This is a genomic window from Dyella sp., assembly GCF_035503745.1.
Lineage (GTDB): Bacteria > Pseudomonadota > Gammaproteobacteria > Xanthomonadales > Rhodanobacteraceae > Dyella_B.
The window spans coordinates 134045-156746 of the sequence record NZ_DATJTC010000025.1 but is presented as its reverse complement, the minus strand read 5'-3'; the positions used below and the strand labels follow the sequence as shown (position 1 = coordinate 156746).

The window sequence follows — 22702 nt, the reverse complement described above, 5'->3', positions numbered from 1 at the left end:
GTATAATGGGCTTTCGGACCAGGCCCGTTCGGGCCAAAAACCCCGGTCCTAAACGGTAAATTTCAACGAGGCGACGCGGTTCTGCATGAAGGCTCCGGGTTGCATGGGAGCTATGAATGTCATTCGAATCGCTGGGCCTGGCGCCTGCGTTGCTGCGCGCGCTTGCCGAACAAGGCTATACCGAACCCACCCCGATCCAGGCCGGCGCCATTCCGGTGGTGCTGGAAGGCCATGACCTGCTCGCCGCCGCGCAAACCGGCACCGGCAAGACGGCCGCCTTCTCGCTGCCGCTGCTGCAGCGCCTGTCCAGCGCGGCGGGCACCGGCGCGCGCCGTCCGCGTGCGCTGATCCTTACGCCCACCCGCGAGCTGGCCGCGCAGATCAACGACAACATGCGCGACTACGGCAAGCATTTGCGCGTAAGCACGGCAACGATCTTCGGCGGCGTGAGCATGGGCCCGCAGGTGAATGCGCTGCGCCGTGGCATCGACATCGTCATCGCCACCCCCGGCCGCCTGGTCGATCATATGCAACAGCGCACCATCGACCTGCGCGGCATCGAGGTGCTGGTGCTGGACGAAGCCGACCGCATGCTGGACATGGGCTTTCTGCCCTCGCTCAAGCGCATCATCGGTGCGCTGCCCGCCGAGCGTCAGACGCTGCTGTTCTCGGCCACGTTCGCGCCGCAAATCAAGTCGCTGGCCATGCAGTTCATGAACGCGCCGCGCGAAGTGTCGGTGACGCCGGCCAACACCGTCGCCACCACGGTGAGCCATCAGGTGCATCCGGTCGATGCCGCGCGCAAGCGCGATCTGCTGCTGCACGTACTGAGCCAGGACAGCCGCCGCCAGACGCTGGTGTTCAGCCGCACCAAGCACGGCGCCGACAAGCTGGTGCGCTACCTGGAGCAATCGGGCCTGCGCGCCGCGGCGATCCACGGCAACAAGAGCCAGAACGCGCGCACGCGCGCGCTGGCCGATTTCAAGAGCGGCCGCGTCACGGTACTGGTGGCGACCGATATCGCCGCACGCGGTATCGACATCGACCAGTTGCCGATCGTGATCAACTACGACCTGCCGATGGTGGCCGAAGACTACGTGCACCGCATTGGCCGCACCGGCCGCGCCGGTGCCGACGGCGTTGCACTGTCGCTGGTCTCGCACGAGGAATCGGGTCTGCTGCGCGACATCCGCAAGCTGCTTGCGCAGGACATCGCCATCAACGAAGTGCCCGGTTTCGAGCTTTCCTCGCCGCTGCGGCTGGACGCGCAGGCACCTCGCCCCAAGCAAGGCCAGCGCCAGCCGCGTCCGCAGCGCCAGGGCGGTTCGTCGCATCGTCCGCATGGGCATGCACAGAACAAGAGCAACGGCTCGGGCGAACATGCGATGGGCAATCGCAAGCATCGTGCGCGTCGCGGGCGACCGGCGGCGAAGGCGTAAGCCTCTTTAACTTGCGCAAACCCGTATCCATGCCATCACTCCGGTGCCCACCGGGGTGATGGCGCGATGCATGCGGTTTGCGTACAAACGCTAGGCGTCGGGGCGAACCCGCGCAGTAAGCACGTGGTCTTCCCACACTCCCGCAATCTGCAGATAACGCTTGGCGTACCCTTCACGCTCGAAGCCAAGCTGCGCCAGCAGGCGCGCGCTGCGCACGTTGCGCGGCATGTAATTGGCCATCACCCGATGCAGGCCCAGTTCGCCCCACGCCCAGGCGATGCCCGCCTCCAGCACTTCGCGCATCAGTCCCTGCCCCTGCATGCGCGCCGCCACGCCATAACCGAGATGGCAGGCTTGAAACGCACCGCGCACGATGTTGGCGAAGGTCAAGGTGGCCAGCACGGCTTCTTCGTCGACGTCCAAAGCCATCAGCGGATAAGCGCGATCGAGGCTTGCCTGCTCACGGCCGTGCTCGATCGTCTGCAGACAATGGGACAACGTGAAGTAATCCGATTCGCGCAACGGTTCCCACGGCGCCAGGTGCGCGCGATTTTCCACCCTGTATTGCAGCAGCTTCAGCGCATCGGACGTATCGGCCATGCGAATGCGCGCACGCGGCGTCTGCAGATCAGGCCATGCGATCACAGCGTCTCCCAGGCGACCGCTTGCAACGAAAACGGGTCGGCGTTGCCGGGCTTGCCTCGGCTTCCGTGCCACGCCGCGATAGCTACCCTGCCCCCGATCGGCCAGGGCCGGCGCGGCGGCGTCCGGATGCCCGAAGAAACCTCGGTCACCCGAGCAACACGGCCTTTCAAGCGGTTGGGCATGGCGTCTTCTCGATCGCTGAATATGGCAGCGGGTGAAATCCAGGGCCTGTTTACCCTATTGGCGTAGCCCACGTTGCATGGGAGTGGCCGCCAGGTGGCAGTGCGTGGCGAGGGCTACGCCAATAGGGTAAACAGGCCCAAGGGTATGAGCGCCGCGGGCTGTTACAATAGCGCCTATTCTCCCGCATGCCCTCGCGCATGCCATGTCGAGGTTTCCCCATGTCTTCCCCGTCCTCCGACTCCGCTCCGGCCTCCGCTGGATTCTCTGCGCTTGCGCTCAAGCCGGAAGTGCTCAAGGCACTGGCCGACGTGGGCTATGAAGCACCCTCGCCGATCCAGGCCGCGACCATCCCGCCGTTGCTGGAAGGACGCGACGTGCTTGGCCAGGCGCAAACCGGCACCGGCAAAACGGCCGCATTCGCGCTGCCGATCCTCTCGCGCATCGAGTTGCGTCCCGGCAAACCGCAGGCACTGGTGCTGGCGCCGACGCGCGAATTGGCCATCCAGGTGGCCGAAGCCTTCCAGCGCTACGCCGCGCACATGCCCGGCTTCCAGGTACTGCCGATCTACGGCGGCCAGAGCTACGGCCCGCAGCTGCATGCGCTGCGGCGCGGCGTGCACGTGGTGGTGGGCACGCCTGGCCGCGTGATCGATCACCTTGACCGCAAGACGCTCGATCTTTCGGAGCTGCGCTTCATCGTGCTCGACGAAGCCGACGAAATGCTGCGCATGGGTTTCATCGACGACGTGGAAAAAGTGCTGCAGGCCACGCCGCCGGAACGCCAGGTGGCGCTGTTCTCCGCCACCATGCCCCCGCCGATCCGCAAGATCGCCCAGCAGCACCTCAAGGATCCGGTGGAAGTCACCATCAAGGCGGCCACCACCACCGCGGCGAATATCCGCCAGCGTTACTGGTGGGTAAGCGGCATGCACAAGCTCGACGCGATGACGCGCATCCTGGAGGCCGAGCCGTTCGACGCGATGATCATCTTCGCGCGCACCAAGCAGGCCACCGAGGAGCTGGCCGAAAAACTGCAGGCGCGCGGCCTCGCCGCCGCGGCCATCAACGGCGACATCGCGCAACCGCAGCGCGAGCGCGTGATCCAGCAGCTCAAGGAGGGCAAGCTCGACATCCTGGTGGCCACCGACGTCGCCGCACGCGGCCTGGACGTGGAACGCATCAGCCACGTGCTGAACTACGACATTCCCTACGACACCGAAAGCTACGTGCATCGCATCGGCCGCACCGGCCGCGCGGGCCGCAGCGGCGAGGCGATCCTGTTCGTCACCCCACGCGAAAAAGGCATGTTGCGCGCGATCGAACGCGCCACGCGCCAGCCGATCGAGGAAATGAAACTGCCCACGGTCGAGGCGGTGAACGATCGCCGCATCGCGCGCTTCAAGCAGAGCATTGCCGATTCGCTCGCCGTCGGCGGACTGGAGCAGTTTCAGCAGCTGATCGAACAGTTCGAGCAGGAACACAACGTGCCGGCCGTCGAGATCGCCGCCGCGCTGGCGCGCATTGCGCAGGGCGACCGCCCGCTGTTGCTTGAAGCGCCGGCAAAACGCGAACACGCACGCAGCGCGCCCGAACAGGATGGCGAGAAGCGCCGTCCCGCACGCGAAACGCGTCACCACCAGGAAGGCCACGCACAGCGCGACTTCGCGCCACGCCAGACGCGCCCGCATGCCACCGAATCGGGCAAGCGCACCTACCGCATCGAAGTGGGGCACGAGCATGGCGTGAAGCCGGGCAACATCATTGGCGCGATCGCCAACGAAGCAGGATTGGACAGCCAGTACATCGGCCGCCTCAGCATCCGCGGGGACTACAGCCTGATCGACCTGCCCGACGGCATGCCGGGTGAAGTCTTCCAGCACCTGAAAAAGGTGTGGGTGAACCAGCAGATGCTGCGCATCAGCGAATGGGACGGCAACGAGGATGGCGGCGGCGAGCAACCGCCGCGCAAGGCCGGCTTCAAGCCGCCGCATGCGCGCGGCCACGGCGGCAAGCCACGCGGCACGCACGGCCATGGCGGTGGCAAGCCGCCGCGCCGCAAGTAAGGCGTATTGTTCGGTATCGGCAACGCTGCGTTCCGTAGCGTTGACCGATGCACGCGGCGGCGTCGCCCATACTTGCGGATAGACGCCGCTACGAGTTGCCGCCATGAACGCGCTTCCCAGCTTGTACATTTCGCACGGTTCGCCCATGACCGCCTTGCACCCAGGCAACGTTGGCGAGCGTCTTGTCGAGCTGGCGGCGACGCTGCCCCGTCCCAAGGCCATCGTCATCGCCACCGCGCATTGGCTGGCGCATGCGCCGACGGTGGGCGGCGCGGCGCAACCGGAAACGATCCACGATTTCTACGGCTTTCCACCCGCGCTGTTCGACATCCGCTACCCCGCACACGGTGCCACCGACGTGGCCGCCCAGGCGATGCGATGCCTTGAGCGCGCGAACCTTTCGCCGGCACTGGACACCGTCCACGGCCTGGACCACGGCGCCTGGGTGCCGTTGCGCCTGCTTTACCCCAAAGCCGATATCCCAGTCGTGCCGCTGTCGATTCAGCCGGAGCTGGGGCCTGCACACCATTACGCAGTAGGGCGCGCACTGGCGCCGCTGCGCGAGGAGGGCGTGCTGATCATTGGCTCGGGCAGCATCACCCACAACCTGCGCGATTTTCGCGCGGGCTATGGCGCGCAGCGCGAAGCGCCTTACGTGCGCCCGTTCATTGGATGGGTGGAGCAGAAACTCGCACGCGGCGATATCGATGCGCTGCTCGATTACCGCCGCCAGGCACCCTTCGCCAAGCGCGCGCATCCCACGGATGAACACTTCCTGCCGCTGTACGTCGCCCTCGGCGCCGCGGGCGAGCACGCCGGCGCGCGACGCATCGACGCCGGCATCGACCTTGGCTTCCTTGCGATGGACATCTATCGGTTCGACGCCAAGCAAGCCGCACTCAGTGCACCGTGATGGTTCCCACCATCATGGGGTGGATCGAGCAGTAATAGGTGTAGGTTCCAGGCTTTGAAAACATCACCGTGTGGCTATCACCCGTATCCAGCGCACCGGACGATGGGAACAATGCACCGGCACTGGTCACCACATGCGGCTCTTCATCGCGATTGGTCCACACCACGTAGGCACCGCTTGGTACGGCCAGGTTTTTTGGCTCGAACGCAAAGTTGTGGATAGCCACTTGATACACCTTCGCACCTTTCGGCGGCCCGGCCTCCAGCGCCGAAGCATTTCGCATGGCGTTAGGCAACGCTGCCACAACCAGCAGCACGCATAAGACTTTGAATGCGTTCGGCGCGTTCATGCCAGCACATCCTCGGTCACGGCCAGCACACTGGAGCCGCGTACGTGGCGCACATCGCGCACCCCCAGGTAGCGGTGCAAGGCATCGGCCGTCACGGTCTGCAGCGGCCCGGGGCCGGGGCCCACGCCGGGCGCGGGTTGCGGATAGGCGGTGGAACGCGCGGTGTAAAAGGTAACGGTGCCTTCCACCTTTTGCTGGATCTGATGGATGTGCCCGTTCAACACCGTGACCGATCCGAAACGGCGCAGGTAAGTCATCAACTGCGCACTGTCATCGGTCCCCCAGCCCCAGGACGGATAGACCGACCACAACGGCATGTGCGCAAACACCACCAGCGGCGTTTCCGCCGATAGGCCCGCCAGATCGTTCTTCAGCCAGGCAAGCTGGTCGGCCCCCAGGTAGCCCAGGCCGCCGGCCTTGAGGTTAAGCACGTTGATCAACCCGACGAAATGCACGCCGCCGTGATCGAAGCTGTACCACCCGCCGGCCTGCTGCCGTTCGCCGAAACGGCGAAAGAATTCGGCGCCGTTGTCGCCGATGACATCGTGTTCGCCGGGTACGTAGAAAACCTTGCCGGCCTGACCTTCTTGCATCAACCCGGCCAGCGTGTCGAATTGCTCCGGCTTGGACAGGTGCGTCAGATCCCCCGTATGCATGACGAAGGCCGGACGAATGGCCTGGCTCCTGATCGCCGCCAGCGATTGGCGCAGGGTACCGGAGACATCCATGTTCGGCGCCTTGTGAAAGCCGATGTGCGAATCGCTGATCTGCACGAAACTGAAACTGGCGTCGCCGGTTGCCGCCTTGCCGTCGCTCAACGGCCGTGCCTGGAGCACGCCGCCCTTCATCAACCAGAGCGTGCCGGCCCCGGCGGCCATGCAGGCGAGGAAATGCCGCCGGTCCTGGGCCGGCTCGTCGTGAGTGTTTTGCATGATCGGTTCTCCGTGCGGGTAAGGCGCCACTGCGCCCTTGCCTGCATTACCGGCTTTTACCGTGGCCTATTCCGGCTTTCCGGCGAAGGGAATAAAGTCGCCGCGACAGCGGTAATACCTTTCATGCCAGCTGATTTTCATCCAACTGCCCCGGCCCGGCCCAGCGCTGCAAGCGAACGCTTCCAAGCGCAGGTGCTGCCGTACCTGGATGCGGCCTACAACCTGGCGCGCTGGCTGGCGCGCGATGAGGCCGATGCCCAGGATGTGGTGCAGGAAGCCATGCTGCGCGCGCTCCGCTATTTCGACAGTTTTCGCGGTGGCGATGCGCGGGTATGGCTGCTCGCCATCGTGCGCAACACGTATTACTCGCTGCGCATGAAGACGCCGCCCGATGGCATGCACGATGCCTTCGATGAGGATGCCCACACCGCAGTAGACGAACAACCCACGCCCGAAGCGCGCGTGCTGCTGGCGCTCGACGTCGGCGCTTTGCAGAAGGCGCTGGAGAACCTCCCCCATCCGCTGCGCGAGGCGATCGTGCTGCGCGAAATCGAAGCCTGTTCCTACAAGGAAATCGCCTCGATCACGGGACAGAAAATCGGTACGGTCATGTCGCGCCTGGCGCGTGCGCGCGAACGCTTGAAAGCCGACTTGAGCGGTCACTCCAAGGAGGTGCGCCGTCATGATGTGCAATGACGCCAGGCTGTTGCTGCACGCCTACCTCGACGACGAACTCGACGCGGCGCAAAGCGTGGCCGTTACCCGGCACATGCATGGCTGTCCGGCGTGCGCGGCTAGCTATGCCGACTACGCCCGGCTGCACAAGGCACTGGCGCAGCCGGCACTTTACCGGCGTGCGCCCGACGCGCTGCGTGCGCGTTGGACGGCGCCTGGCTCACCCGCCGCCGGCAACGCCAGGACGCGCCGGCGATGGCCCGGCTTGGCCATGGCTGCCGGCTTTATCGGCGCGCTGCTGCTGACCGCACCGGCCTGGTTCTATCTATGGCAGCAACATGGCATCGGCGCAAACCCGCTGGCCGGCGAAGTCGTCTCCAGTCATGTCCGTTCGCTGCAACAGCAGCACCTGATGGATGTGGTGTCGACCGATCAGCACACGGTGAAGCCATGGTTCGAAGGCAAACTCGATTTTTCGCCACGCGTGAAGGATCTGGCCGGCGTGGGCTTTCCGCTGGCCGGAGGACGCCTCGATGCGCTGGATGGCCACAGTGTCGCCGCGCTGGTCTACAAGCGCCGCCTGCATGTCATCAATCTTTATCAGTGGCCTTCCACGGTGACAACTTCGGCGGCGGTCGTCACGCAATGGCATGGTTATACGGTCATTCGATGGATCGCCGGCAACATGAACTATGTCGCCGTGTCCGACGTCAACGAAACCGATTTGCGGCAGTTTGTCCTCGCCTTCCAGGACGACGCCGCCACGCCGCCGATGCGCTGAAGGCAAGATACGCGCTCACGTTTGCGAAAAGGCCGGCCAGTCGTCGGGCGTCAGCGGAGCCAGTCCGTGCGCCATGCGTGCCTTGTCGCATTGCGGACTTGCCGCACCCGTTTCCCACGATGGCAGTACGTCGTGGCATACGGAGGGGCGCTGCGCATAGATGCCGCAATGCACGGCCTGTCCCACCGCGCCCTGCAACGCTATGCAATGCGGATGCGCCGCCCAGGTGCCGCGCATCGCCAGCCGATGCGCATCGATCTGCTCGGTAAGCGCCCGCGGCACCTTGCCGCCAAGGGACGGCTCCGCTTCGGACCAATGAAGGCTGACGCGAAAATGCGCGCAGCAAGCACCGCAACGCAGGCACGGATGAATCATGGCGGCGGACACGGGCACCCTCGGGCACGTGCGGCAAAGATGCCGCAACCTGCGATAACGGCCAATCGAAGCCACCCACCTAGCAGCATGCCGACCTCAAAGCGAACCGCTGAACGTGTCGCATTGCCGGATATCTCCGCCCTGCAGTCCCGTCTTGAACCATTTCACGCGTTGCGCGGAGGTGCCATGGGTGAAGGAGTCCGGCACCACCGTGCCGCGCGCCTCGCGCTGCAAGGTATCGTCGCCGATCTGGCTGGCCGCATTGAGCGCCGATTCCACGTCGCCCGGCTGCAACCACTGCAGCCGCTGCTGCGTACGGTTGGCCCACACGCCGGCGAAGCAATCGGCCTGCAGCTCCTGCCGTACCGACAAGCCATCGGCGCCTTCCATGGGCACGCCCTGCCGTTGCAACTGGCGGACCTGGTCGAAAATGCCAAGCTGGTTCTGCACGTGATGGCCCACCTCGTGCGCAATCACGTAAGCGCGCGCGAAATCGCCGCTGGCATGGAAGCGCGTCTGCAGTTCGCGAAAGAAATCCAGATCCAGGTATACCTTCTGGTCACCCGGGCAATAGAACGGCCCCACCGCGGTGGACGCCGCACCGCAGGCGGTGTTGACGCCGCCACTGAAAAGTTCGAGCTTGGGATCGACGTACGTGCGTCCCATGTTGCTGAACAGGTCGCCCCAGGTCTTTTCGCTCGACCCCAGAATTTTTTCGACGAACAGCTTCTGCTGCGGATCGACCTGGGCGGGCTGTCCGGCGGGTGCATACGCGCCGGGCTGGCCGCCGCCCTGGTCCAGCAGCGCCAGCGGATTCTTGAAGAAAATCCAACCCAGCAAGGCCAGGATGATCAGGCCGCCCAGGCCCATCCGTCCGCCGCCGAAGCGCGGGCCGCCGCTATCGACTTCGACGTTCTGACTCTGCTCGCCTTTCTGCCAGTCCATAGACCCTCCGACGTGCCCGGTGCGGCTGTCGGCCGCTTGGGCGATGCCCCACAGCATCGCACCAAAAAGCTACAGTGGCATCTTCTTTCGACATGAGCGACACCATGATCCAGAACCTACCCGCCCTGGTCGTCCTGCTGACGGTTTTGCTGCAATTGGGCACCATGTACGCGGTGGGCCGGGCGCGGGCGAAGTACCGCATCGACGCCCCGGCGATCAGCGGCCATCCGGCCTTCGAACGCGCTTATCGCGTGCAGATGAACACGCTGGAAAGCACCGTGATGTTTCTGCCCACGCTATGGCTGGCCGTGCACGGCGGTTATGTGTTGTGGGCGGGCGTGGCTGGACTGGCTTGGATCGTGGGCCGCGTCTGGTACGCGCTGGCCTATCTGCAGGATGCCGGCAAGCGCGGGCCCGGCTACATGCTGGGCATGGCGGGTTGGGCAGCGCTGCTGGTGATGGCCCTGATGGGACTGGGCCGCCCGCTGCTGGCCGGCTGACGCCCCGCGCTCATGCGCCTGCCCGCTTCCATGCCCGATGGTTCCGCCGATGCATCCACGCCGCTGCGCATGCCCGGCGTGACGCATGCGATGGGGCTGGTGGTGATGTATTTCATCCTGCAGGCGGCGGCCGGACTGCTGGTCAGCTTCGTGGCCGGCGCGATCGAGCGGCACCGCCATCCGGAACTGTCGCCGGCCCTGGTGCATCAGCACGTCATGGCGGTGCTGCATGGGGCCGACAGCAATGCCCTGTTGATCATCCTCGCACTACCGCTGATCGCCCTGCTGATGCTGGGATGGGTGCACCACCGCTGGCCCGCGCTATGGGCGATGCCGCGGCCGCCGGGTTTGGGTTTCTGTGCGCCGCGCTCGGCGCACTGGTACGTGCTGGCACTGCTGGTGGGCGTGACGATGCCGCCGCTTGGCGCATTGCTTACCGAGCTTGCCGCGCACGGGCATGCCGTCGCGCAAAACGTCGAGGACATCAGCCGGCATGCATCCTGGAACCTGCGCCTGCCATTGGCGATCGTGATCGTCACTGTCGGTCCGCTGGTGGAAGAATTGATGTTTCGCGGCGTGCTGCTATCGGCGTTGATGCATCGCCTCTCCACCGGTTTATCCGTAGCGATCTGCGCCACGCTGTTTGGCGTGGTGCATCTGGCCGGGCTGGATTTCCAGTGGTATGCGCTGCCCAACCTGATCCTGCTCGCCGCCGCGCTGTGCTGGCTGCGCCTTAACTCGACGTCGCTATGGCCGGCGGTGGTGGCGCACGGCGTGTACAACCTGTTCGCACTGGTCGCCCTGTTCGAGACGACGCCCGCTCACTCCTAGGGATGCTCCGCTTAATTCTTCGCAACACGATCGGCAACGCTGCGAAGTATTAAGCAGCGCATCCCTGGCTCGATCCATCCGCATCCACGCCCAGCGCACGCAGCAGGCGCGTGGTTTCGAACAGCGGCAACCCCATTACGCCCGAGTAGCTGCCCTCCAGATGCTCGATCAAGCTCGCGCCGCGACCTTGAATGGCATAGGCCCCCGCCTTGCCGAAGGGCTCCTTGCCGGCTATGTAGGCATGAATGGTCGCCTCGTCCAGCGCGGCAAAGCGCACGCGCGATACGCAGACATCGCCGACCGCGCGATCGGCGCGAACCAGCCACACGGCGGAGACAACTTCATGCGTACGTCCGCTCAGGCGACGCAGCATCGCTGTCGCATCGGCTGCATCGCGGGGCTTGCCGAACACCTCTCCATCCAGCACCACTTCGGTATCCGCGCCAAGCACCACGGCATCGGCGCGCCGATCATCGTGCAGCATGGCAAGACCGGCCTGCGCCTTCTCGCGTGCAACGCGATGGACGTAATCCTGCGGCAATTCCTCCGCCCGGCGCTGCTCGGGAATATCCACGCCGAGCACGGAAAACACCGCGCCGATCTGTGCAAGCAGTTCGCGCCGGCGTGGCGACTGCGAGGCCAGGTAAAGCATGCGCCGTCCTCAGGAATGACCTAGATCGCCAGAGCATAGCGGTACAGCGGCGCATCGACACGCTGGCGCGATACTGCGCATGGACCCAAACACAACCGTACGGCCGACGCCGATGTCGCGTGTGGCAACGTTCCGGGCGCGATTTCGCCCAGCCCCAGATAGCCATCCATAGGCCCGATCGATGGATCGCTTTTTATTGCGATCCCCATGCAGAATCTGGTCGAGCGGATGTCCCTAGCCGGCCATGGCCTAGCCATGGTCACTTGTACCGGCATTTCGAACGGTGCTAGCGTCGGCAAGTACCCGGCGGCGTTGAACCGTCGCCCGGTTTTGGGGAACGACGCATTGCAAGCCTGATCCGGGACGCCCAGCCCCGGCGAACAGGGAGTGTCATGGCATAAGCGGCCAACTCATGGAAGCAAAAGCAAAAACGGCTTTGAGCACACACATCGAATGATGTTCGGCGCATGACACGCCGGCGGGTTCGATGCTTTTGAATTTTCTGCAGGCAAACAGGGAGTTTTATGAAAAGCATCCGGCAGTTCGTCTCCAACGCGCATGCTCGTCGCAACCGGCATCCGGCACCAAAGTGGTTGCCTGTCTTTGCGGCGGGCCTCCTGGCAACGGTGGGAGTAGCCACCGCGCACGCACAGGAGACCAGTTCGCATATTTTTGGCCACGCTCCTGCGGGCGAAGTCATCACCGCCCAAAGCGATACCGGCCTTCGCCGCCATGCCACGGTCAACGACAAGGGGCGTTACAACCTCAACTCGCTGCCTCCCGGCACCTACAGCGTAATGCTGGAGAAAGACGGGCATACCGTCGACACGCGGGCCAACATCCCCCTGGGCATCGGCGGGGGTGCCGAAGTCGACTTCGCCTGCCCCAAGGATCAATGCGCCGCATCCGGCGGTTGATGCCCTGATCGCCACGTTGCGCGTGGACATGGCATGCCCGGCGCCAATAGTGCCGGGCATGCCGGGCCGCGCGGCGTCACCGGCGTCAACCCGGGCTAGCCAAGCGTAAGCCGGTAATCGCAAAAGCCTTCGTCGCGGCGCCAGCCCAGCGATTGGTAAAGCGCCTGCGCAGGTTGGTTGTCCTTCGCGGTGGACAGCAGCAGATCGGCCGCGCCCAGTGCACGCGCATACTCGGCCGATGCCGTCAACAAGGCGCGCGCCACCCCACGTCGCCGCGCGTGCCCGGCCACGAACAGATCGTTGAGAAGATACACGCGCACCGCGCGCACGGACGAAAAGAGTGGATAGAGCTGGGTAAATCCAAGGCCCTCGCCCCGATCCTCGCAAGCGACCAAGATCAGCGATTGATGGTGGGCAAACCGTTCCGACAGAAATGCGCGTGCCAGCGCCGGATCCGAAGGCTGCAGGTAGAACTGACGATAGCCATCGAACAACGGCACCAGCACATCCAGGTCATGGACGCTGGCCTGGCGAATCTGCAAACACATACGCGCTCCCGTTGCGATAAAGCGGCGCACCGGCGCCGGAGCTTTTCGCTCGCCCGGCGCTCAGGCGCGATGGTAAGGGTGTCCGGCCAGCAAGGTCGTGGCGCGGTAAAGCTGCTCGGCAAGCACCAGCCGCACCAGCATATGCGGCAAGGTGAGCGGACCCAATGACCACTTTTGATCGGCGCGCGCCAAAACCTCGGCCGCATGGCCATCCGGACCGCCGATGAGAAAGGCCAGGTCGCGTCCGGCCATGCGCCACTTGCCCAACTGTTCGGCCAGCTCTTCGCTGGACCAGCTCTTGCCGCGGCCGTCGAGCGCGACGACGTGCGTGTCGCGCGGCAATGCGGCGAGTATCGCAGCGCCCTCTTCCTGCATGGCGCGCGCATCGTCGCGGCCCTTGCCTCGTGCGCCGGGCTTCAATTCGATCAATTGGAGAGGCAAATCGTGGGAGAGCCGTTTGCGGTATTCGGCAAACCCTTCTGCAACCCATGCGGGCATGCGTTCGCCGATGGCGATCAGGCGGGCATGCATGTCGGCAACTTCAGCTGGCTAAGGCGGCTTCGCCCCGCTCGTCGCGATCGGCGACGGTCCACAGGCGTTCGAGCCCGTAGAACTCGCGGATGCGCGGCAGCATCACGTGCACGATGACGTCGCCCAGGTCCACCAGCACCCACTCCGCTTCCTGTTCGCCTTCGACGCCCAGCGGCATCACGCCCGCCTTTTTGGCGAACTTGACCACTTCGTCGGCGATGGATTTGACGTGGCGTGCCGAGGTGCCGGAAGCAATCACGAGCAGGTCGGCGATGGAAGTCTTGCCGCGGACATCGATCTCGCGGATGTCCTTGGCCTTGAGGTCTTCAAGCGCGGCAATAACGGTCTTGCGCAGGGTGGCCGTGTTGACGGCCTTGGCATGGCGGGTGGTGGTCAAGAGTTGGGGCCTCGCGGCGTATCGGCTGCGCGGAATGGCGCAGATGCAGTATATCCGCCCGAACGTGACGGCACGTCAAGCGATTGTTGGCTTTCCCGCCGTCCATCCGGCAACCGCCCGGGTGTAAGGATTCTGCAACCCGCGCGCCGGCTGCGCGGCTCAGGCCTTGGTGAGCAGCCTGCCGCCCATCGCCATGTTGGCCACCACCACGATCGCCACCGCCAGCGCATGCATGACCAGATCGCTGGCGGCCGCATCGACGTTGTGGCAGATCTCCAGCAGGCTGGCCGAGGCGGCGGCGCTGGCAAGGCCCACGATCACCGCCGTCAGCACCGGGCGCAGCGGGTAGGCGCGCCGCAGCAACCAGATCAAGAGGCCCGAGAGCGGAATCGAGAAACTGATGATGAACATCAGGCAATGGTTGGCCTCGCGCATGTCCAGCACGGCCATGCCGGGGATGTGGGCACGCAGGCAGCCCATGCCGCTGGCCGAGATCCACAGCACCGCGCTGGGTACCGGCAGCAACGCCCAGCGGATCGAGCGCCCGGGGACTGCCAGCGCGAACGCCGCCAGGGCGGCGGTAATGGCGGTGGTAACCGCGCCGAAGGCCGCCAGGCACAGGTCGGGCGCGGCCTGCCAGCGATGCAGCATGGTGTGGGCGCCATAGCGCTGCAACAGCACCGCCGCGATGGCCGCCACCACCGCCAGCCAGCCGAGCGTGCGCAGCCACGGCGGCGGCAGGCGCCGCACAGGCGTCAGCTGCGCGCCGAGCGCGTCGATCAGAGCATCATGGCGTGGTGCGTCGGACATCGGGCTCAGGGTTCTCCATGCATTCGATCGCGCAGCGATTTCAGCGCGCGATGCAGATTCACTTTCAAGGCGCCGGTACGGCGGCCGGTCTGTTCGGCGGCCTCGGCCAGCGAACGCTCTTTCAGGCCAAGCTGCTCGACCGCCTCGCGCTGGCCGGGCGGCAAGGTTTCGATCGCCTCGCGCAGACGCTGCGCCTCCTGCTCGCGCTCGGTGCCCGTGCTGGCGTCGTCGCGGTCGGCGTAATGATCGATCGCCAGCTCGTCGTGCACCTCACGGCGGTCGCGGCGGCCGTGGCTGCGCAGCGCATCCACCGCGCGCCGGCTGGCGATGGCCGACAGCCAGGCGTCGTAGGAACGTGCCGGGTCGAACGTGTGACGCACGCGATGCACGGCAAGCAGCGTTTCCTGCACCACGTCATCGAGCGCATCCACCGGCACGCCCTGCCGCCGCGCCACGGCGCGGATCAGCGCGACCGAATCGCTCAGCAGCCGCGTGTAGGCGCGCTGGTCGCCCGCCTGCGCGGCAGCCATCCACGCCGCCCGCTGCCGGTCGGCCTGATCGCTGGCGCTGGTCGATTCCGTTGGCAAGACCTTATCGATAACCGTAACCCCCATCGTGGGCTGCGGTAGTAGTACCCACCGCCCCGCAAAGGTCAAGGTGCTCAAGGTCAGGGTTTGCGCCATGATCGATCCTGCATTGCTCCACAGAACCTCATTCGCTGCGCACAAGGCGGCGGTTACTTCGTGCACGGCAGATAACTGGGCAGGTAACCGCTGCGCGTCGCAGGACGAATACCCGTGCAAGCGACACATTCCAACCGGAACGACGATTCATGATCTTGCTGATTCTCGCTTTTCTCGGCGGCGTGCTGACCATTCTCAGTCCGTGCATCCTGCCCGTGCTGCCGTTCGTGTTTTCGCGTGCGGATCGGCCGTTCGCGCGCAACGGCCTGCCGATGCTGATCGGCATGGCGCTGACTTTTGCGCTGGTAGCCACGCTGGCGGCGGTGGGCGGCGGCTGGGCGATACGCGCCAACCAGTTCGGCCGCTATCTGGCGCTGGCGGTGCTGGCGGTGCTGGGCATCACCCTGCTCTCTTCGCACGTTGCCGAATGGGTGAGCAGGCCATTCGTGAAGCTTGGCAATCGCCTGACGGAGCGCTCCGCCACGCAGGCGGATTCGCCCTGGTCGGCGGCGGGCTTGGGTATTGCCACCGGCTTGCTGTGGGCGCCGTGCGCGGGGCCGATCCTGGGCCTGCTGCTGACAGGTGCCGCCCTGAAGGGCGCCAGCGTACAGACCACGTTGCTGTTGTTGACTTATGCCATGGGCGCGGCGGTGTCGCTGGGACTTGCGTTGCTGGTGGGCGGGAAGGTGTTTTCCGCGATGAAGCGCTCACTCGGCGCCGGCGAGTGGATTCGCCGCGCGCTGGGCGCGCTGGTGCTGTGCGGCGTGGCGGCGATCGCGCTGGGCGCGGATACGGGCCTGCTGACACGCGTGTCGCTGGCCAGCACCAGCGGTATCGAGCAGAAGCTGATCGATGCGGTGCGCCCCGCGCCCGCTAACCCGCCACCGCCGCCCAAGGCCGGCCAGCCGCTGCCCGTGGAAGGCGAGCTGCCGTCGCTGGCCGGGGCCACGCAGTGGTTCAACAGTGCGCCGCTGACGCCGCAATCCCTGCGCGGCAAGGTGGTGCTGGTCGATTTCTGGACCTATTCCTGCATCAACTGCATCCGTTCGCTGCCCTACGTGAATGCGTGGGCGCAGAAATACCGCGATCACGGCCTGGTGGTGATCGGCGTACACGCGCCGGAGTTCGCGTTCGAGAAAGACCCTGCCAACGTGGCCAAGGCGATCAAGGATTTCGGCATCACCTATCCGGTGGCGATGGATAACGATTACGCCATCTGGCAGGGCTTCAATAACGAATACTGGCCCGCGCACTACTTTATCGATGCGAAGGGACAGATTCGCGCGCATCATTTCGGCGAGGGCGATTACGCCGCCAGCGAAGACACGATCCGCCGCCTGCTGAGCGATGCCGGCTACACGAACCTGCCGGGCGGCTACGTGCAACCGGATGCTTCGGGCGCAGAAGCAGCCAGCTCCGGGGACATGGCGCGCTCGCCGGAAACGTACGTCGGCTATGCACGCAGCGAAAACTTCGCGGGCGGCCAGGTCGCGCATGACGAAAGCTGGGATTACCACGCGCCGGCATCGCTCTCGCCCGATCAATGGGCTTTGAATGGCCACTGGACGGTCGACGAACACGACGCCGTGCTCAATGCGCCCAACGGCGGCATCGTCTATCGCTTCCGTGGCCGCGACCTGCATCTGGTGCTGGGTCCGGGCAAGGACGGCAAGCCCGTGCGCTTTCGCGTCACCCTCGATGGCAAGGCGCCGGGCGCCGACCATGGCGCGGATATCGATGCCGACGGCAACGGCACGATCACCGGCCAGCGCCTTTACCAGCTGGTGCGCCAGGCGCACGGCGACGGCGAGCGCGTCTTCGAAATCACCTTCCTCGATCCCGATGCCCGCGCTTATGCCTTCACGTTCGGCTGAACCTACCTAGCTGAATGCACCTAGATGAACCCCGCAATGGAGATCCCCATGACATCCACCTTCGATAGCCCGGCGCTGGAGCGCCGCCGGTTTTTGCTGCTGACCCTCGGCGGCGGCAGCGCATTGGCGCTGGGCGGCGTGGCCGCGCTGCGCTTGCTCGGCCCCAACAGCGGCGACGCGATGGCCGCCGCGCCGCCGGCCAGCACGGACGCGCAAGTGCTGCTGGAATGCTTTGCCGACGACGACGGCCATCGTCTTGGGCCGTGCTATGTGCACAAGCTGGTGTTGACGGATGCGCAGTGGCATCAGCGCCTGTCCGACGAAGCGTTCGATGTGATGCGCCGCGCGGGCACCGAGCGGCCCTTCAGCGGCCCCCACGAGCGGCCCAAGAGCAAAGGGCTGTACCGCTGCGCCGGCTGCGATACCGCGCTGTTCAACGCCGCCACGCAATTTGATTCCGGCACCGGCTGGCCGAGCTTCTTCCGCCCTATCGCGCCGCAGAACGTGATCGAATCGAGGGACCTCAGTTTCGGCATGGTCCGCACGGCAGTCAGCTGCGCCGGGTGCGACAGCCATTTGGGACACGTATTTACCGATGGCCCGGAGCCGACCGGTCTGCGTTATTGCATGAACTCGGTGGCGATGCGTTTCGTGGCGTATCGGGTCAGTTAGGGCCTAACCCAGGCGATCAGCCGCGATAGGGCGCGAGCAAGGCCGGATCGTCGAACAGGCCGGCCGGCAGCAGATAACGCGGATCGCGCCCGGCGGCAAGCAGTTCGCGAATGCGCGTGGCGGAAATTTCCAGCGGCGTCACCGCCAGCTCGATCACGCGGCCGCAGGGCTGCGCGCCGATCACAGCGGGATCGTCGGTGCGGCGCGGGGCCACGATGCGCTCCAGTTCCAGCGGGATGCAGGCATCCACGCCGGGACGATTGAGCACGCCGATATGCGTGACATCGAACAACTCGCGCCAGCGATGCCAACTGCGCAAACCGGCAAACGCATCGGCGCCCAGCAGCAGCACCAGCGGGCGGGCGCCCCATTCCTGCCGGAATTCGTGCAGCGTGTCGATGGTGTAGGAAGGGCCGCTGCGATCGAGTTCGCGCGTGTCCAGCGACAGCCGCGATTGTCCGCGCAGGGCCGCGCGCAGCATGTCCACGCGCTGCGGTGCGCTCGCCGTCGGCGAGGAACGATGTGGCGGGATGCTGGCCGGCATCAGCCTCACTTCGGCGTCGAGCAGCTCGGAGGCTTCCCAGGCAACGCTGAGGTGGCCCAGGTGGATCGGATCGAAGGTGCCGCCGAAAATCGCGAGTGGTTTCATCGATAAGTGTCTCGCTTCAGCCCCGCGTCCATGCCCAACCGCGGGGAAAACCGGCATGCTTGTTCATACTAGCGCGGCGGCGGCCCTGGGTTCGGCGATCATGGCGATCAGGCGTTGCGCTTCCAGCCACGCATCGCCCGCCTCGCGCCCCTTCGCCATCCGGTCGATGCGCGCCGCGCGGGCCAGGCATTGCATCCAGTGCTCGCGCGGCGCGCGGCGCAGGGCCTTGCGGAACAGTTGTTCGCGCGCCGGCCACAAACGTTCCGCGCGCACCTGGGCGCTCAAATCGTGGGCATTGGCCAGGCGCATCGCCAGTTGCAGCTGATTGACCACCCAGCCCATCAAGGCAATCAGCTCCTCGCCCTCAGCGTGCAGGCCATCGAGAATGCGTAGCGCACGCGCGCCTTCGCCGCCCAGCGCGGCGTCGGTCAGCTTGAAGGCATCGTAGCGGGCGCTGTCGGCCACCAGATGTTCCATTTCCGCCGCATCGATCTTGCCCTGCCTGTGCAGTACGGCAAGCTTGTCGATTTCCTGCGCGGCGGCAAGCAGGTTGCCTTCCACGCGCTCGGCGAGCAACGCGGCCGCCTCGCCGGTGGCGGCAAGCCCGCGCGAGGCCAGACGCGCGCCGATCCACCCCTGCCATTCGTTCGGGCGCGGGGCGTTGAATACCGCCATGGTGCCGGTGTTGTCGACCTGTTTGGTCCAGGCGCCCTCGTGCTTGTTGCTCCACTCCACGGCAGTGATCAGCAAGGTGACATCCGGTGGCGGATTGGCGCAGAACTCGACGATCGCCTTGGCACCCTCGGTGCCTGGACGCCCGGTCGGCAGGCGCAGGTCGAGCAGCCGGCGACTGGCGAACAGCGACATGCCGGCCGCCGCGCGTGCCAGCTCATCCCAATCGAAATGCGCGCCGACGTCGAGCACGTCACGCTCGTTGTAGCCGAGCTTGCGCGCCTGGGCACGCAACGCGTCCGCCGCTTCCAGCACCAGCAGCTCCTCGCCCGCCAGCAAATACACCGGGCTCAAGCGATCGGCCGCCAGCGCCTTTTGCCACTGCGCTTGGTTCACAGGCATGCGGTTTTATTCGATGGAGGGCGAATACTGCGGCGGTTCGGGCGTGCTGCTCGCCGATGACGGCTGCGTTCCCACGGCCTTGATCGCCGCTTCCTTGCCATGCCGCGCAACCGCCTGCAGGCGGAACAACAAGGCCTGCACGGAGTCGTCGATCAGGCTGGCCTGGATCTGCTCGACCTGCGCGGCCGTACCCACCGGCTGGCCGGCGTCGTAGCTGAATTCGCGCTGCAGATCGATGTTTTCCACAGGTACCAGGGTCGCGCCATTGGAATCGGTGGCGGTAAACATCACGTGGTAGTGCACCGCGAACTCGGTGACCTGGGCGGCGCCGTTCACGGTGAGGATCTGCATGGTGAAGTTTTGCGCCGGCACATGCAGCTCGGCAATGCCCGGGCCAGGCTTGTCCTCAAGCACCACGTTGGAGGCCAGCAAGGCACGCGCCAGCTTGCGCTGGAAATCGCCGCCGCCGCCCACGGTGAGGTGCACGCGCTCCATGCCCTTGGGCAGCGCGGCGCTTCCACGCAGATGAAAGCCGCAGGCCGCCAGTGCGAGCAAGGGCAGCAGCGAGACGATTTTCAGGGTGTGGTTCATGAAGTCATCCTGCGACGATATTGACGATCTTACCCGGCACCACGATCACTTTGCGCACCGTCTGCCCTTCCAGGAACAACGCCACCTGGGGATGCGCCAGCGCCAGCGCCTGGGTTTGCTCATGGGACGCGTTGGCCGCCACCTCGATGGTGCCGCGCAACTTGCCATTGACCTGAACGGCCAGGGTCAGCGAGTCGCGTACCAGCGCCCCGGCATCGACGCCGGGCCAAGGCTGGTCGTCAACCACCGTCCGCGTATGGCCCAGCGCCTGCCACAACGCATGGCTGACGTGCGGCACGACCGGATTGAGCAGCAGCACCATGGTTTCCAACGCCTCGTGGCGCACGGCGCGGCCCTGGTCGCTCAGGTCGGTGAACTTGTTCAGCGCGTTGAGCAGCTCCATCAGCGCGGCGATGGCGGTGTTGAAGGCGTGGCGGCGGCCGAAGTCGTCGCTGACTTTCTGGATCGTCTCGTGCACCTGGCGGCGCAGCGTTTTCTGCGCGGCATCCAGTGCGGAAGGATCGACGTGCGGGTGATCGGGCTGGCCGACGTGGGTGATCACCTCGCGCCAGAAACGGCGCAGGAAACGGGCCATGCCTTCCACGCCCGCCTCGCTCCATTCCAGCGATTGCTCCGGCGGCGCGGCGAACATGGAGAACAGGCGCACGGTGTCGGCGCCGAACTTGTCCACCATCGTCTGCGGATCGACGCCGTTGTTCTTGGACTTGGACATTTTCTCGGTGCCGCCGATCTGCACCGGCTGGCCATCGGCCTTCAGCACCGCGCCGGTCACGCGCGCCTTTTCGTCGCGATGGATTTCGACGTCGGCCGGGTTGATCCAATCCTTGGAGCCATCGGCGTTTTCGCGGTAGAAGGTTTCGGCGATCACCATGCCCTGGCACAAGAGGTTGGTGGCCGGTTCATCGGACTTCACCAGTCCCGCGTCGCGCATCAGCTTGTGATAGAAGCGGAAGTACAAAAGATGCAGGATCGCGTGCTCGATGCCGCCGATGTATTGGTCCACGGGCAGCCAGTCATTGGCGCGCTCATCGACCTGGCCGTTCGCGCCGGGGCTGGTGTAGCGCGCGTAGTACCAACTGGACTCCATGAAGGTGTCGAAGGTGTCGGTTTCGCGCTCGGCCGGGCCGCCGCAATGGGGACAGGTGGTCTTGCGCCAGGCCGGATCGGCCTTGATCGGCGATTGCACGCCGGAGAACGCGACGTCTTCGGGCAGCACCACCGGAAGCTGGTCTTCCGGCACCGGCACCGCTTCGCAGGTGGGGCAATAGATCACCGGAATCGGGCAACCCCAATAGCGCTGGCGGCTCACGCCCCAGTCGCGCAGGCGCCAGTTGACGCGGCGCAGGCCGTTGCCTTCGGCTTCCAGCTTGCCGGCCAGGAAATCGAACGCCTCGCGATAGCTCTTGCCATCGAGTTCGCCGGAGTTGACCACGCGCATGTCGGCGCGGGTCTTGTCCGAATACCAGTCTTTCCACTGTTGCGGATCGTAGCCGGCGTCGGCGCCTTCAACCGCAATCACCTGCTTGATCGGCAACTGGTATTTGTGCGCGAACTCGAAGTCGCGCTCGTCGTGGCCGGGCACCGCCATCACCGCGCCGGTGCCGTAACCCATCAGCACGAAGTTGGCCACCCACACCGGCACTTGCTCGCCGCTGATGGGATGGATGGCGAAAAAGCCGGTGGCCATGCCGCGCTTTTCCTGCGTTTCCAGCTCGGCTTCGGAGATGCCGCCGTGCTTGAGTTCATCCAGGAAGGCAGCCAGCTTCGGATCGCGTTCGGCGGCCTTCAACGCCAGCGGATGCTCGCCCGCGATCGACACGAAGGTGACGCCCATCAGGGTGTCCGGGCGCGTGGTGAACACGGTCAGCGGCTCGGCCTCGTTTTCAACCTGGAAATGGATTTCCAGGCCTTCGCTACGGCCGATCCAGTTGCGCTGCATGGTTTTGACCGCGTCGGGCCAGCCCGGCAAGGTGTCCAGGCCGTCGAGCAGTTCCTGCGCGTAGTCGGTGATTTTCAGAAACCACTGCGGGATCTCGCGCTTTTCCACCACCGCGCCGGAACGCCAGCCGCGGCCGTCGATCACCTGCTCATTGGCGAGCACGGTCTGGTCGACCGGGTCCCAGTTCACCACCGCGTTCTTGCGGTAGGCCAGGCCCTTTTTCATCAGCCGCGTGAACATCAGCTGTTCCCAGCGGTAGTACTCCGGGCGGCAGGTGGCGAACTCGCGCGACCAGTCGATGGCATAGCCCAGCGACTTGAGCTGGGTGCGCATGTGGTCGATGTTTTTGTAGGTCCACGCGGCCGGCGCGGTGTTGTTCTTGATCGCGGCGTTTTCCGCCGGCAGGCCGAACGCATCCCAGCCCATCGGCTGCAGCACGTTCTTGCCGTTCATGCGCTGGTAACGGCTGATGACGTCGGCAATGGTGTAGTTGCGCACGTGGCCCATGTGCAGGGCGCCGGACGGATACGGCAGCATCGCAAGGCAGTAGAACTTGGGGCGGGAGGGGTCCTCCTTCACCTCAAACGCGCGCTGCGCGTTCCAATACTGCTGCGCGGCCGATTCCACCGCCTGCGGGTTGTATTCGTGGGGGGAGCCCTGGTCTTGAATGTCCTGCATGATCCGCTGCCGTTATGCGTTTTTGGCAGCGCAGG

25 protein-coding genes are annotated in these 22702 nt (G+C 65.5%); 10 read left to right on the top strand and 15 right to left on the bottom strand.

Translation table 11 applies throughout. The features are described 5' to 3' along the window. Positions 1-116: 116 nt before the first annotated feature. The gene (locus VME63_RS10065) at positions 117-1439 is read left to right on the top strand and encodes a DEAD/DEAH box helicase (protein ID WP_325432827.1); all 1323 of its coding nucleotides are present in this window, start codon (positions 117-119) and stop codon (positions 1437-1439) included. Between the two features lie 90 nt (positions 1440-1529). Here VME63_RS10065 and VME63_RS10060 read toward each other — a convergent pair whose 3' ends face one another. After that, complete coding sequence (locus VME63_RS10060; RefSeq protein WP_325432825.1) at positions 1530-2084, bottom strand: GNAT family N-acetyltransferase; 555 nt, start codon at positions 2082-2084, stop codon at positions 1530-1532. A gap of 401 nt (positions 2085-2485) precedes the next feature. Between VME63_RS10060 and VME63_RS10055 the strand changes: the two genes are divergently transcribed. Continuing rightward, positions 2486-4330: a DEAD/DEAH box helicase gene (locus VME63_RS10055; protein WP_325432823.1), complete on the top strand. Its 1845-nt coding sequence runs from the start codon at positions 2486-2488 to the stop codon at positions 4328-4330. A 103-nt stretch (positions 4331-4433) separates the two neighbouring features. Next, positions 4434-5243, top strand: coding sequence for a class III extradiol ring-cleavage dioxygenase (locus VME63_RS10050; RefSeq protein ID WP_325432821.1), 810 nt, complete (start codon positions 4434-4436; stop codon positions 5241-5243). On the opposite strand, the gene VME63_RS10045 is transcribed toward VME63_RS10050, so the two are convergent. Both VME63_RS10045 and VME63_RS10040 read right to left on the bottom strand, forming a co-directional pair. Continuing rightward, on the bottom strand, positions 5230-5592 hold the full coding sequence (locus VME63_RS10045) for a cupredoxin domain-containing protein (RefSeq protein WP_325432819.1): 363 nt from the start codon (positions 5590-5592) through the stop codon (positions 5230-5232). The two genes, VME63_RS10050 and VME63_RS10045, sit on opposite strands and share 14 nt — an antisense overlap. Next, a complete protein-coding gene (locus VME63_RS10040) occupies positions 5589-6524 on the bottom strand; it encodes a metallophosphoesterase (RefSeq protein WP_325432817.1) in 936 nt (311 codons plus the stop codon). The genes VME63_RS10045 and VME63_RS10040 overlap by 4 nt, the downstream gene beginning before the upstream one ends. 123 nt (positions 6525-6647) lie before the next feature. Between VME63_RS10040 and VME63_RS10035 the strand changes: the two genes are divergently transcribed. After that, complete coding sequence (locus VME63_RS10035) at positions 6648-7220, top strand: sigma-70 family RNA polymerase sigma factor (protein ID WP_325432816.1); 573 nt, start codon at positions 6648-6650, stop codon at positions 7218-7220. Beyond that, positions 7207-7980 carry an anti-sigma factor gene (locus tag VME63_RS10030; protein WP_325432814.1) on the top strand — a complete coding sequence of 258 codons (774 nt, stop codon included), beginning with the start codon at positions 7207-7209 and terminating at the stop codon, positions 7978-7980. Before VME63_RS10035 ends, VME63_RS10030 begins: the two co-directional genes overlap by 14 nt. Before the next feature lie 15 nt (positions 7981-7995). Here the strand turns inward: VME63_RS10030 and VME63_RS10025 are convergent, their stop codons facing one another. Both VME63_RS10025 and ypfJ read right to left on the bottom strand, forming a co-directional pair. Next, positions 7996-8355 carry a YkgJ family cysteine cluster protein gene (locus tag VME63_RS10025; protein WP_325432924.1) on the bottom strand — a complete coding sequence of 120 codons (360 nt, stop codon included), beginning with the start codon at positions 8353-8355 and terminating at the stop codon, positions 7996-7998. Between the two features lie 96 nt (positions 8356-8451). Then, on the bottom strand, positions 8452-9300 hold the full coding sequence (gene ypfJ / locus VME63_RS10020) for a KPN_02809 family neutral zinc metallopeptidase (protein ID WP_325432812.1): 849 nt from the start codon (positions 9298-9300) through the stop codon (positions 8452-8454). A gap of 107 nt (positions 9301-9407) precedes the next feature. On the opposite strand from ypfJ, the gene VME63_RS10015 reads away from it, so the two are divergent. Both VME63_RS10015 and VME63_RS10010 read left to right on the top strand, forming a co-directional pair. Then, positions 9408-9800 carry an MAPEG family protein gene (locus tag VME63_RS10015; RefSeq protein WP_325432922.1) on the top strand — a complete coding sequence of 131 codons (393 nt, stop codon included), beginning with the start codon at positions 9408-9410 and terminating at the stop codon, positions 9798-9800. A gap of 12 nt (positions 9801-9812) precedes the next feature. Beyond that, a complete protein-coding gene (locus VME63_RS10010) occupies positions 9813-10631 on the top strand; it encodes a CPBP family intramembrane glutamic endopeptidase (protein WP_325432810.1) in 819 nt (272 codons plus the stop codon). Positions 10632-10680: 49 nt separating this feature from the next. Here the strand turns inward: VME63_RS10010 and VME63_RS10005 are convergent, their stop codons facing one another. Next, positions 10681-11283 carry a Maf family protein gene (locus VME63_RS10005; protein ID WP_325432808.1) on the bottom strand — a complete coding sequence of 201 codons (603 nt, stop codon included), beginning with the start codon at positions 11281-11283 and terminating at the stop codon, positions 10681-10683. A 524-nt stretch (positions 11284-11807) separates the two neighbouring features. Here VME63_RS10005 and VME63_RS10000 point away from each other — a divergent pair. Further along, a complete protein-coding gene (locus tag VME63_RS10000; protein WP_325432806.1) occupies positions 11808-12200 on the top strand; it encodes a carboxypeptidase-like regulatory domain-containing protein in 393 nt (130 codons plus the stop codon). 95 nt (positions 12201-12295) lie between these two features. On the opposite strand, the gene VME63_RS09995 is transcribed toward VME63_RS10000, so the two are convergent. From VME63_RS09995 to VME63_RS09975, 5 genes are all read right to left on the bottom strand, one after another. Further along, positions 12296-12748, bottom strand: a complete 453-nt coding sequence (locus VME63_RS09995) for a GNAT family N-acetyltransferase (protein ID WP_325432804.1) — start codon at positions 12746-12748, stop codon at positions 12296-12298. Between the two features lie 60 nt (positions 12749-12808). Beyond that, positions 12809-13279: a 23S rRNA (pseudouridine(1915)-N(3))-methyltransferase RlmH gene (gene rlmH, locus VME63_RS09990; protein ID WP_325432802.1), complete on the bottom strand. Its 471-nt coding sequence runs from the start codon at positions 13277-13279 to the stop codon at positions 12809-12811. A 10-nt stretch (positions 13280-13289) separates the two neighbouring features. Next, the gene (gene rsfS / locus VME63_RS09985; protein ID WP_325432800.1) at positions 13290-13676 is read right to left on the bottom strand and encodes a ribosome silencing factor; all 387 of its coding nucleotides are present in this window, start codon (positions 13674-13676) and stop codon (positions 13290-13292) included. A gap of 159 nt (positions 13677-13835) precedes the next feature. Further along, complete coding sequence (locus VME63_RS09980) at positions 13836-14486, bottom strand: NrsF family protein (protein ID WP_325432798.1); 651 nt, start codon at positions 14484-14486, stop codon at positions 13836-13838. Positions 14487-14491: 5 nt separating this feature from the next. Beyond that, positions 14492-15016, bottom strand: coding sequence for a sigma-70 family RNA polymerase sigma factor (locus VME63_RS09975; protein WP_414648240.1), 525 nt, complete (start codon positions 15014-15016; stop codon positions 14492-14494). Positions 15017-15318: 302 nt separating this feature from the next. Between VME63_RS09975 and VME63_RS09970 the strand changes: the two genes are divergently transcribed. Further along, a complete protein-coding gene (locus VME63_RS09970; RefSeq protein WP_325432794.1) occupies positions 15319-17043 on the top strand; it encodes a cytochrome c biogenesis protein DipZ in 1725 nt (574 codons plus the stop codon). 48 nt (positions 17044-17091) lie between these two features. Further along, positions 17092-17715, top strand: a complete 624-nt coding sequence (gene msrB, locus VME63_RS09965) for a peptide-methionine (R)-S-oxide reductase MsrB (RefSeq protein WP_325432792.1) — start codon at positions 17092-17094, stop codon at positions 17713-17715. 16 nt (positions 17716-17731) lie between these two features. Here msrB and nadD read toward each other — a convergent pair whose 3' ends face one another. From nadD to leuS, 4 genes are all read right to left on the bottom strand, one after another. Next, positions 17732-18364, bottom strand: a complete 633-nt coding sequence (gene nadD / locus VME63_RS09960; RefSeq protein ID WP_325432790.1) for a nicotinate-nucleotide adenylyltransferase — start codon at positions 18362-18364, stop codon at positions 17732-17734. A gap of 63 nt (positions 18365-18427) precedes the next feature. Next, complete coding sequence (gene holA / locus VME63_RS09955; RefSeq protein WP_325432788.1) at positions 18428-19438, bottom strand: DNA polymerase III subunit delta; 1011 nt, start codon at positions 19436-19438, stop codon at positions 18428-18430. A 6-nt stretch (positions 19439-19444) separates the two neighbouring features. After that, entirely contained in the window at positions 19445-20029 is a 585-nt protein-coding gene (gene lptE / locus VME63_RS09950) for an LPS assembly lipoprotein LptE (protein ID WP_325432786.1), read from the bottom strand. A 4-nt stretch (positions 20030-20033) separates the two neighbouring features. Next, positions 20034-22667: a leucine--tRNA ligase gene (leuS, locus tag VME63_RS09945; protein WP_325432784.1), complete on the bottom strand. Its 2634-nt coding sequence runs from the start codon at positions 22665-22667 to the stop codon at positions 20034-20036. Positions 22668-22702: the final 35 nt, after the last annotated feature.

Coding starts and splice junctions, on each gene's coding strand:
- VME63_RS10065 (WP_325432827.1), top strand. CDS start 117: ATGTCATTCGAATCGCTGGGCCTGGCGCCTGCGTTGCTGCGCGCGCTT.
- VME63_RS10055 (WP_325432823.1), top strand. CDS start 2,486: ATGTCTTCCCCGTCCTCCGACTCCGCTCCGGCCTCCGCTGGATTCTCT.
- VME63_RS10050 (WP_325432821.1), top strand. CDS start 4,434: ATGAACGCGCTTCCCAGCTTGTACATTTCGCACGGTTCGCCCATGACC.
- VME63_RS10045 (WP_325432819.1), bottom strand. CDS start 5,592: ATGAACGCGCCGAACGCATTCAAAGTCTTATGCGTGCTGCTGGTTGTG.
- VME63_RS10040 (WP_325432817.1), bottom strand. CDS start 6,524: ATGCAAAACACTCACGACGAGCCGGCCCAGGACCGGCGGCATTTCCTC.
- VME63_RS10035 (WP_325432816.1), top strand. CDS start 6,648: ATGCCAGCTGATTTTCATCCAACTGCCCCGGCCCGGCCCAGCGCTGCA.
- VME63_RS10030 (WP_325432814.1), top strand. CDS start 7,207: ATGATGTGCAATGACGCCAGGCTGTTGCTGCACGCCTACCTCGACGAC.
- VME63_RS10025 (WP_325432924.1), bottom strand. CDS start 8,355: ATGATTCATCCGTGCCTGCGTTGCGGTGCTTGCTGCGCGCATTTTCGC.
- ypfJ (WP_325432812.1), bottom strand. CDS start 9,300: ATGGACTGGCAGAAAGGCGAGCAGAGTCAGAACGTCGAAGTCGATAGC.
- VME63_RS10010 (WP_325432810.1), top strand. CDS start 9,813: ATGCGCCTGCCCGCTTCCATGCCCGATGGTTCCGCCGATGCATCCACG.
- VME63_RS10005 (WP_325432808.1), bottom strand. CDS start 11,283: ATGCTTTACCTGGCCTCGCAGTCGCCACGCCGGCGCGAACTGCTTGCA.
- VME63_RS10000 (WP_325432806.1), top strand. CDS start 11,808: ATGAAAAGCATCCGGCAGTTCGTCTCCAACGCGCATGCTCGTCGCAAC.
- VME63_RS09995 (WP_325432804.1), bottom strand. CDS start 12,748: ATGTGTTTGCAGATTCGCCAGGCCAGCGTCCATGACCTGGATGTGCTG.
- rlmH (WP_325432802.1), bottom strand. CDS start 13,279: ATGCATGCCCGCCTGATCGCCATCGGCGAACGCATGCCCGCATGGGTT.
- VME63_RS09980 (WP_325432798.1), bottom strand. CDS start 14,486: ATGTCCGACGCACCACGCCATGATGCTCTGATCGACGCGCTCGGCGCG.
- VME63_RS09975 (WP_414648240.1), bottom strand. CDS start 15,016: ATGGCTGCCGCGCAGGCGGGCGACCAGCGCGCCTACACGCGGCTGCTG.
- VME63_RS09970 (WP_325432794.1), top strand. CDS start 15,319: ATGATCTTGCTGATTCTCGCTTTTCTCGGCGGCGTGCTGACCATTCTC.
- msrB (WP_325432792.1), top strand. CDS start 17,092: ATGACATCCACCTTCGATAGCCCGGCGCTGGAGCGCCGCCGGTTTTTG.
- nadD (WP_325432790.1), bottom strand. CDS start 18,364: ATGAAACCACTCGCGATTTTCGGCGGCACCTTCGATCCGATCCACCTG.
- holA (WP_325432788.1), bottom strand. CDS start 19,438: ATGCCTGTGAACCAAGCGCAGTGGCAAAAGGCGCTGGCGGCCGATCGC.
- lptE (WP_325432786.1), bottom strand. CDS start 20,029: ATGAACCACACCCTGAAAATCGTCTCGCTGCTGCCCTTGCTCGCACTG.
- leuS (WP_325432784.1), bottom strand. CDS start 22,667: ATGCAGGACATTCAAGACCAGGGCTCCCCCCACGAATACAACCCGCAG.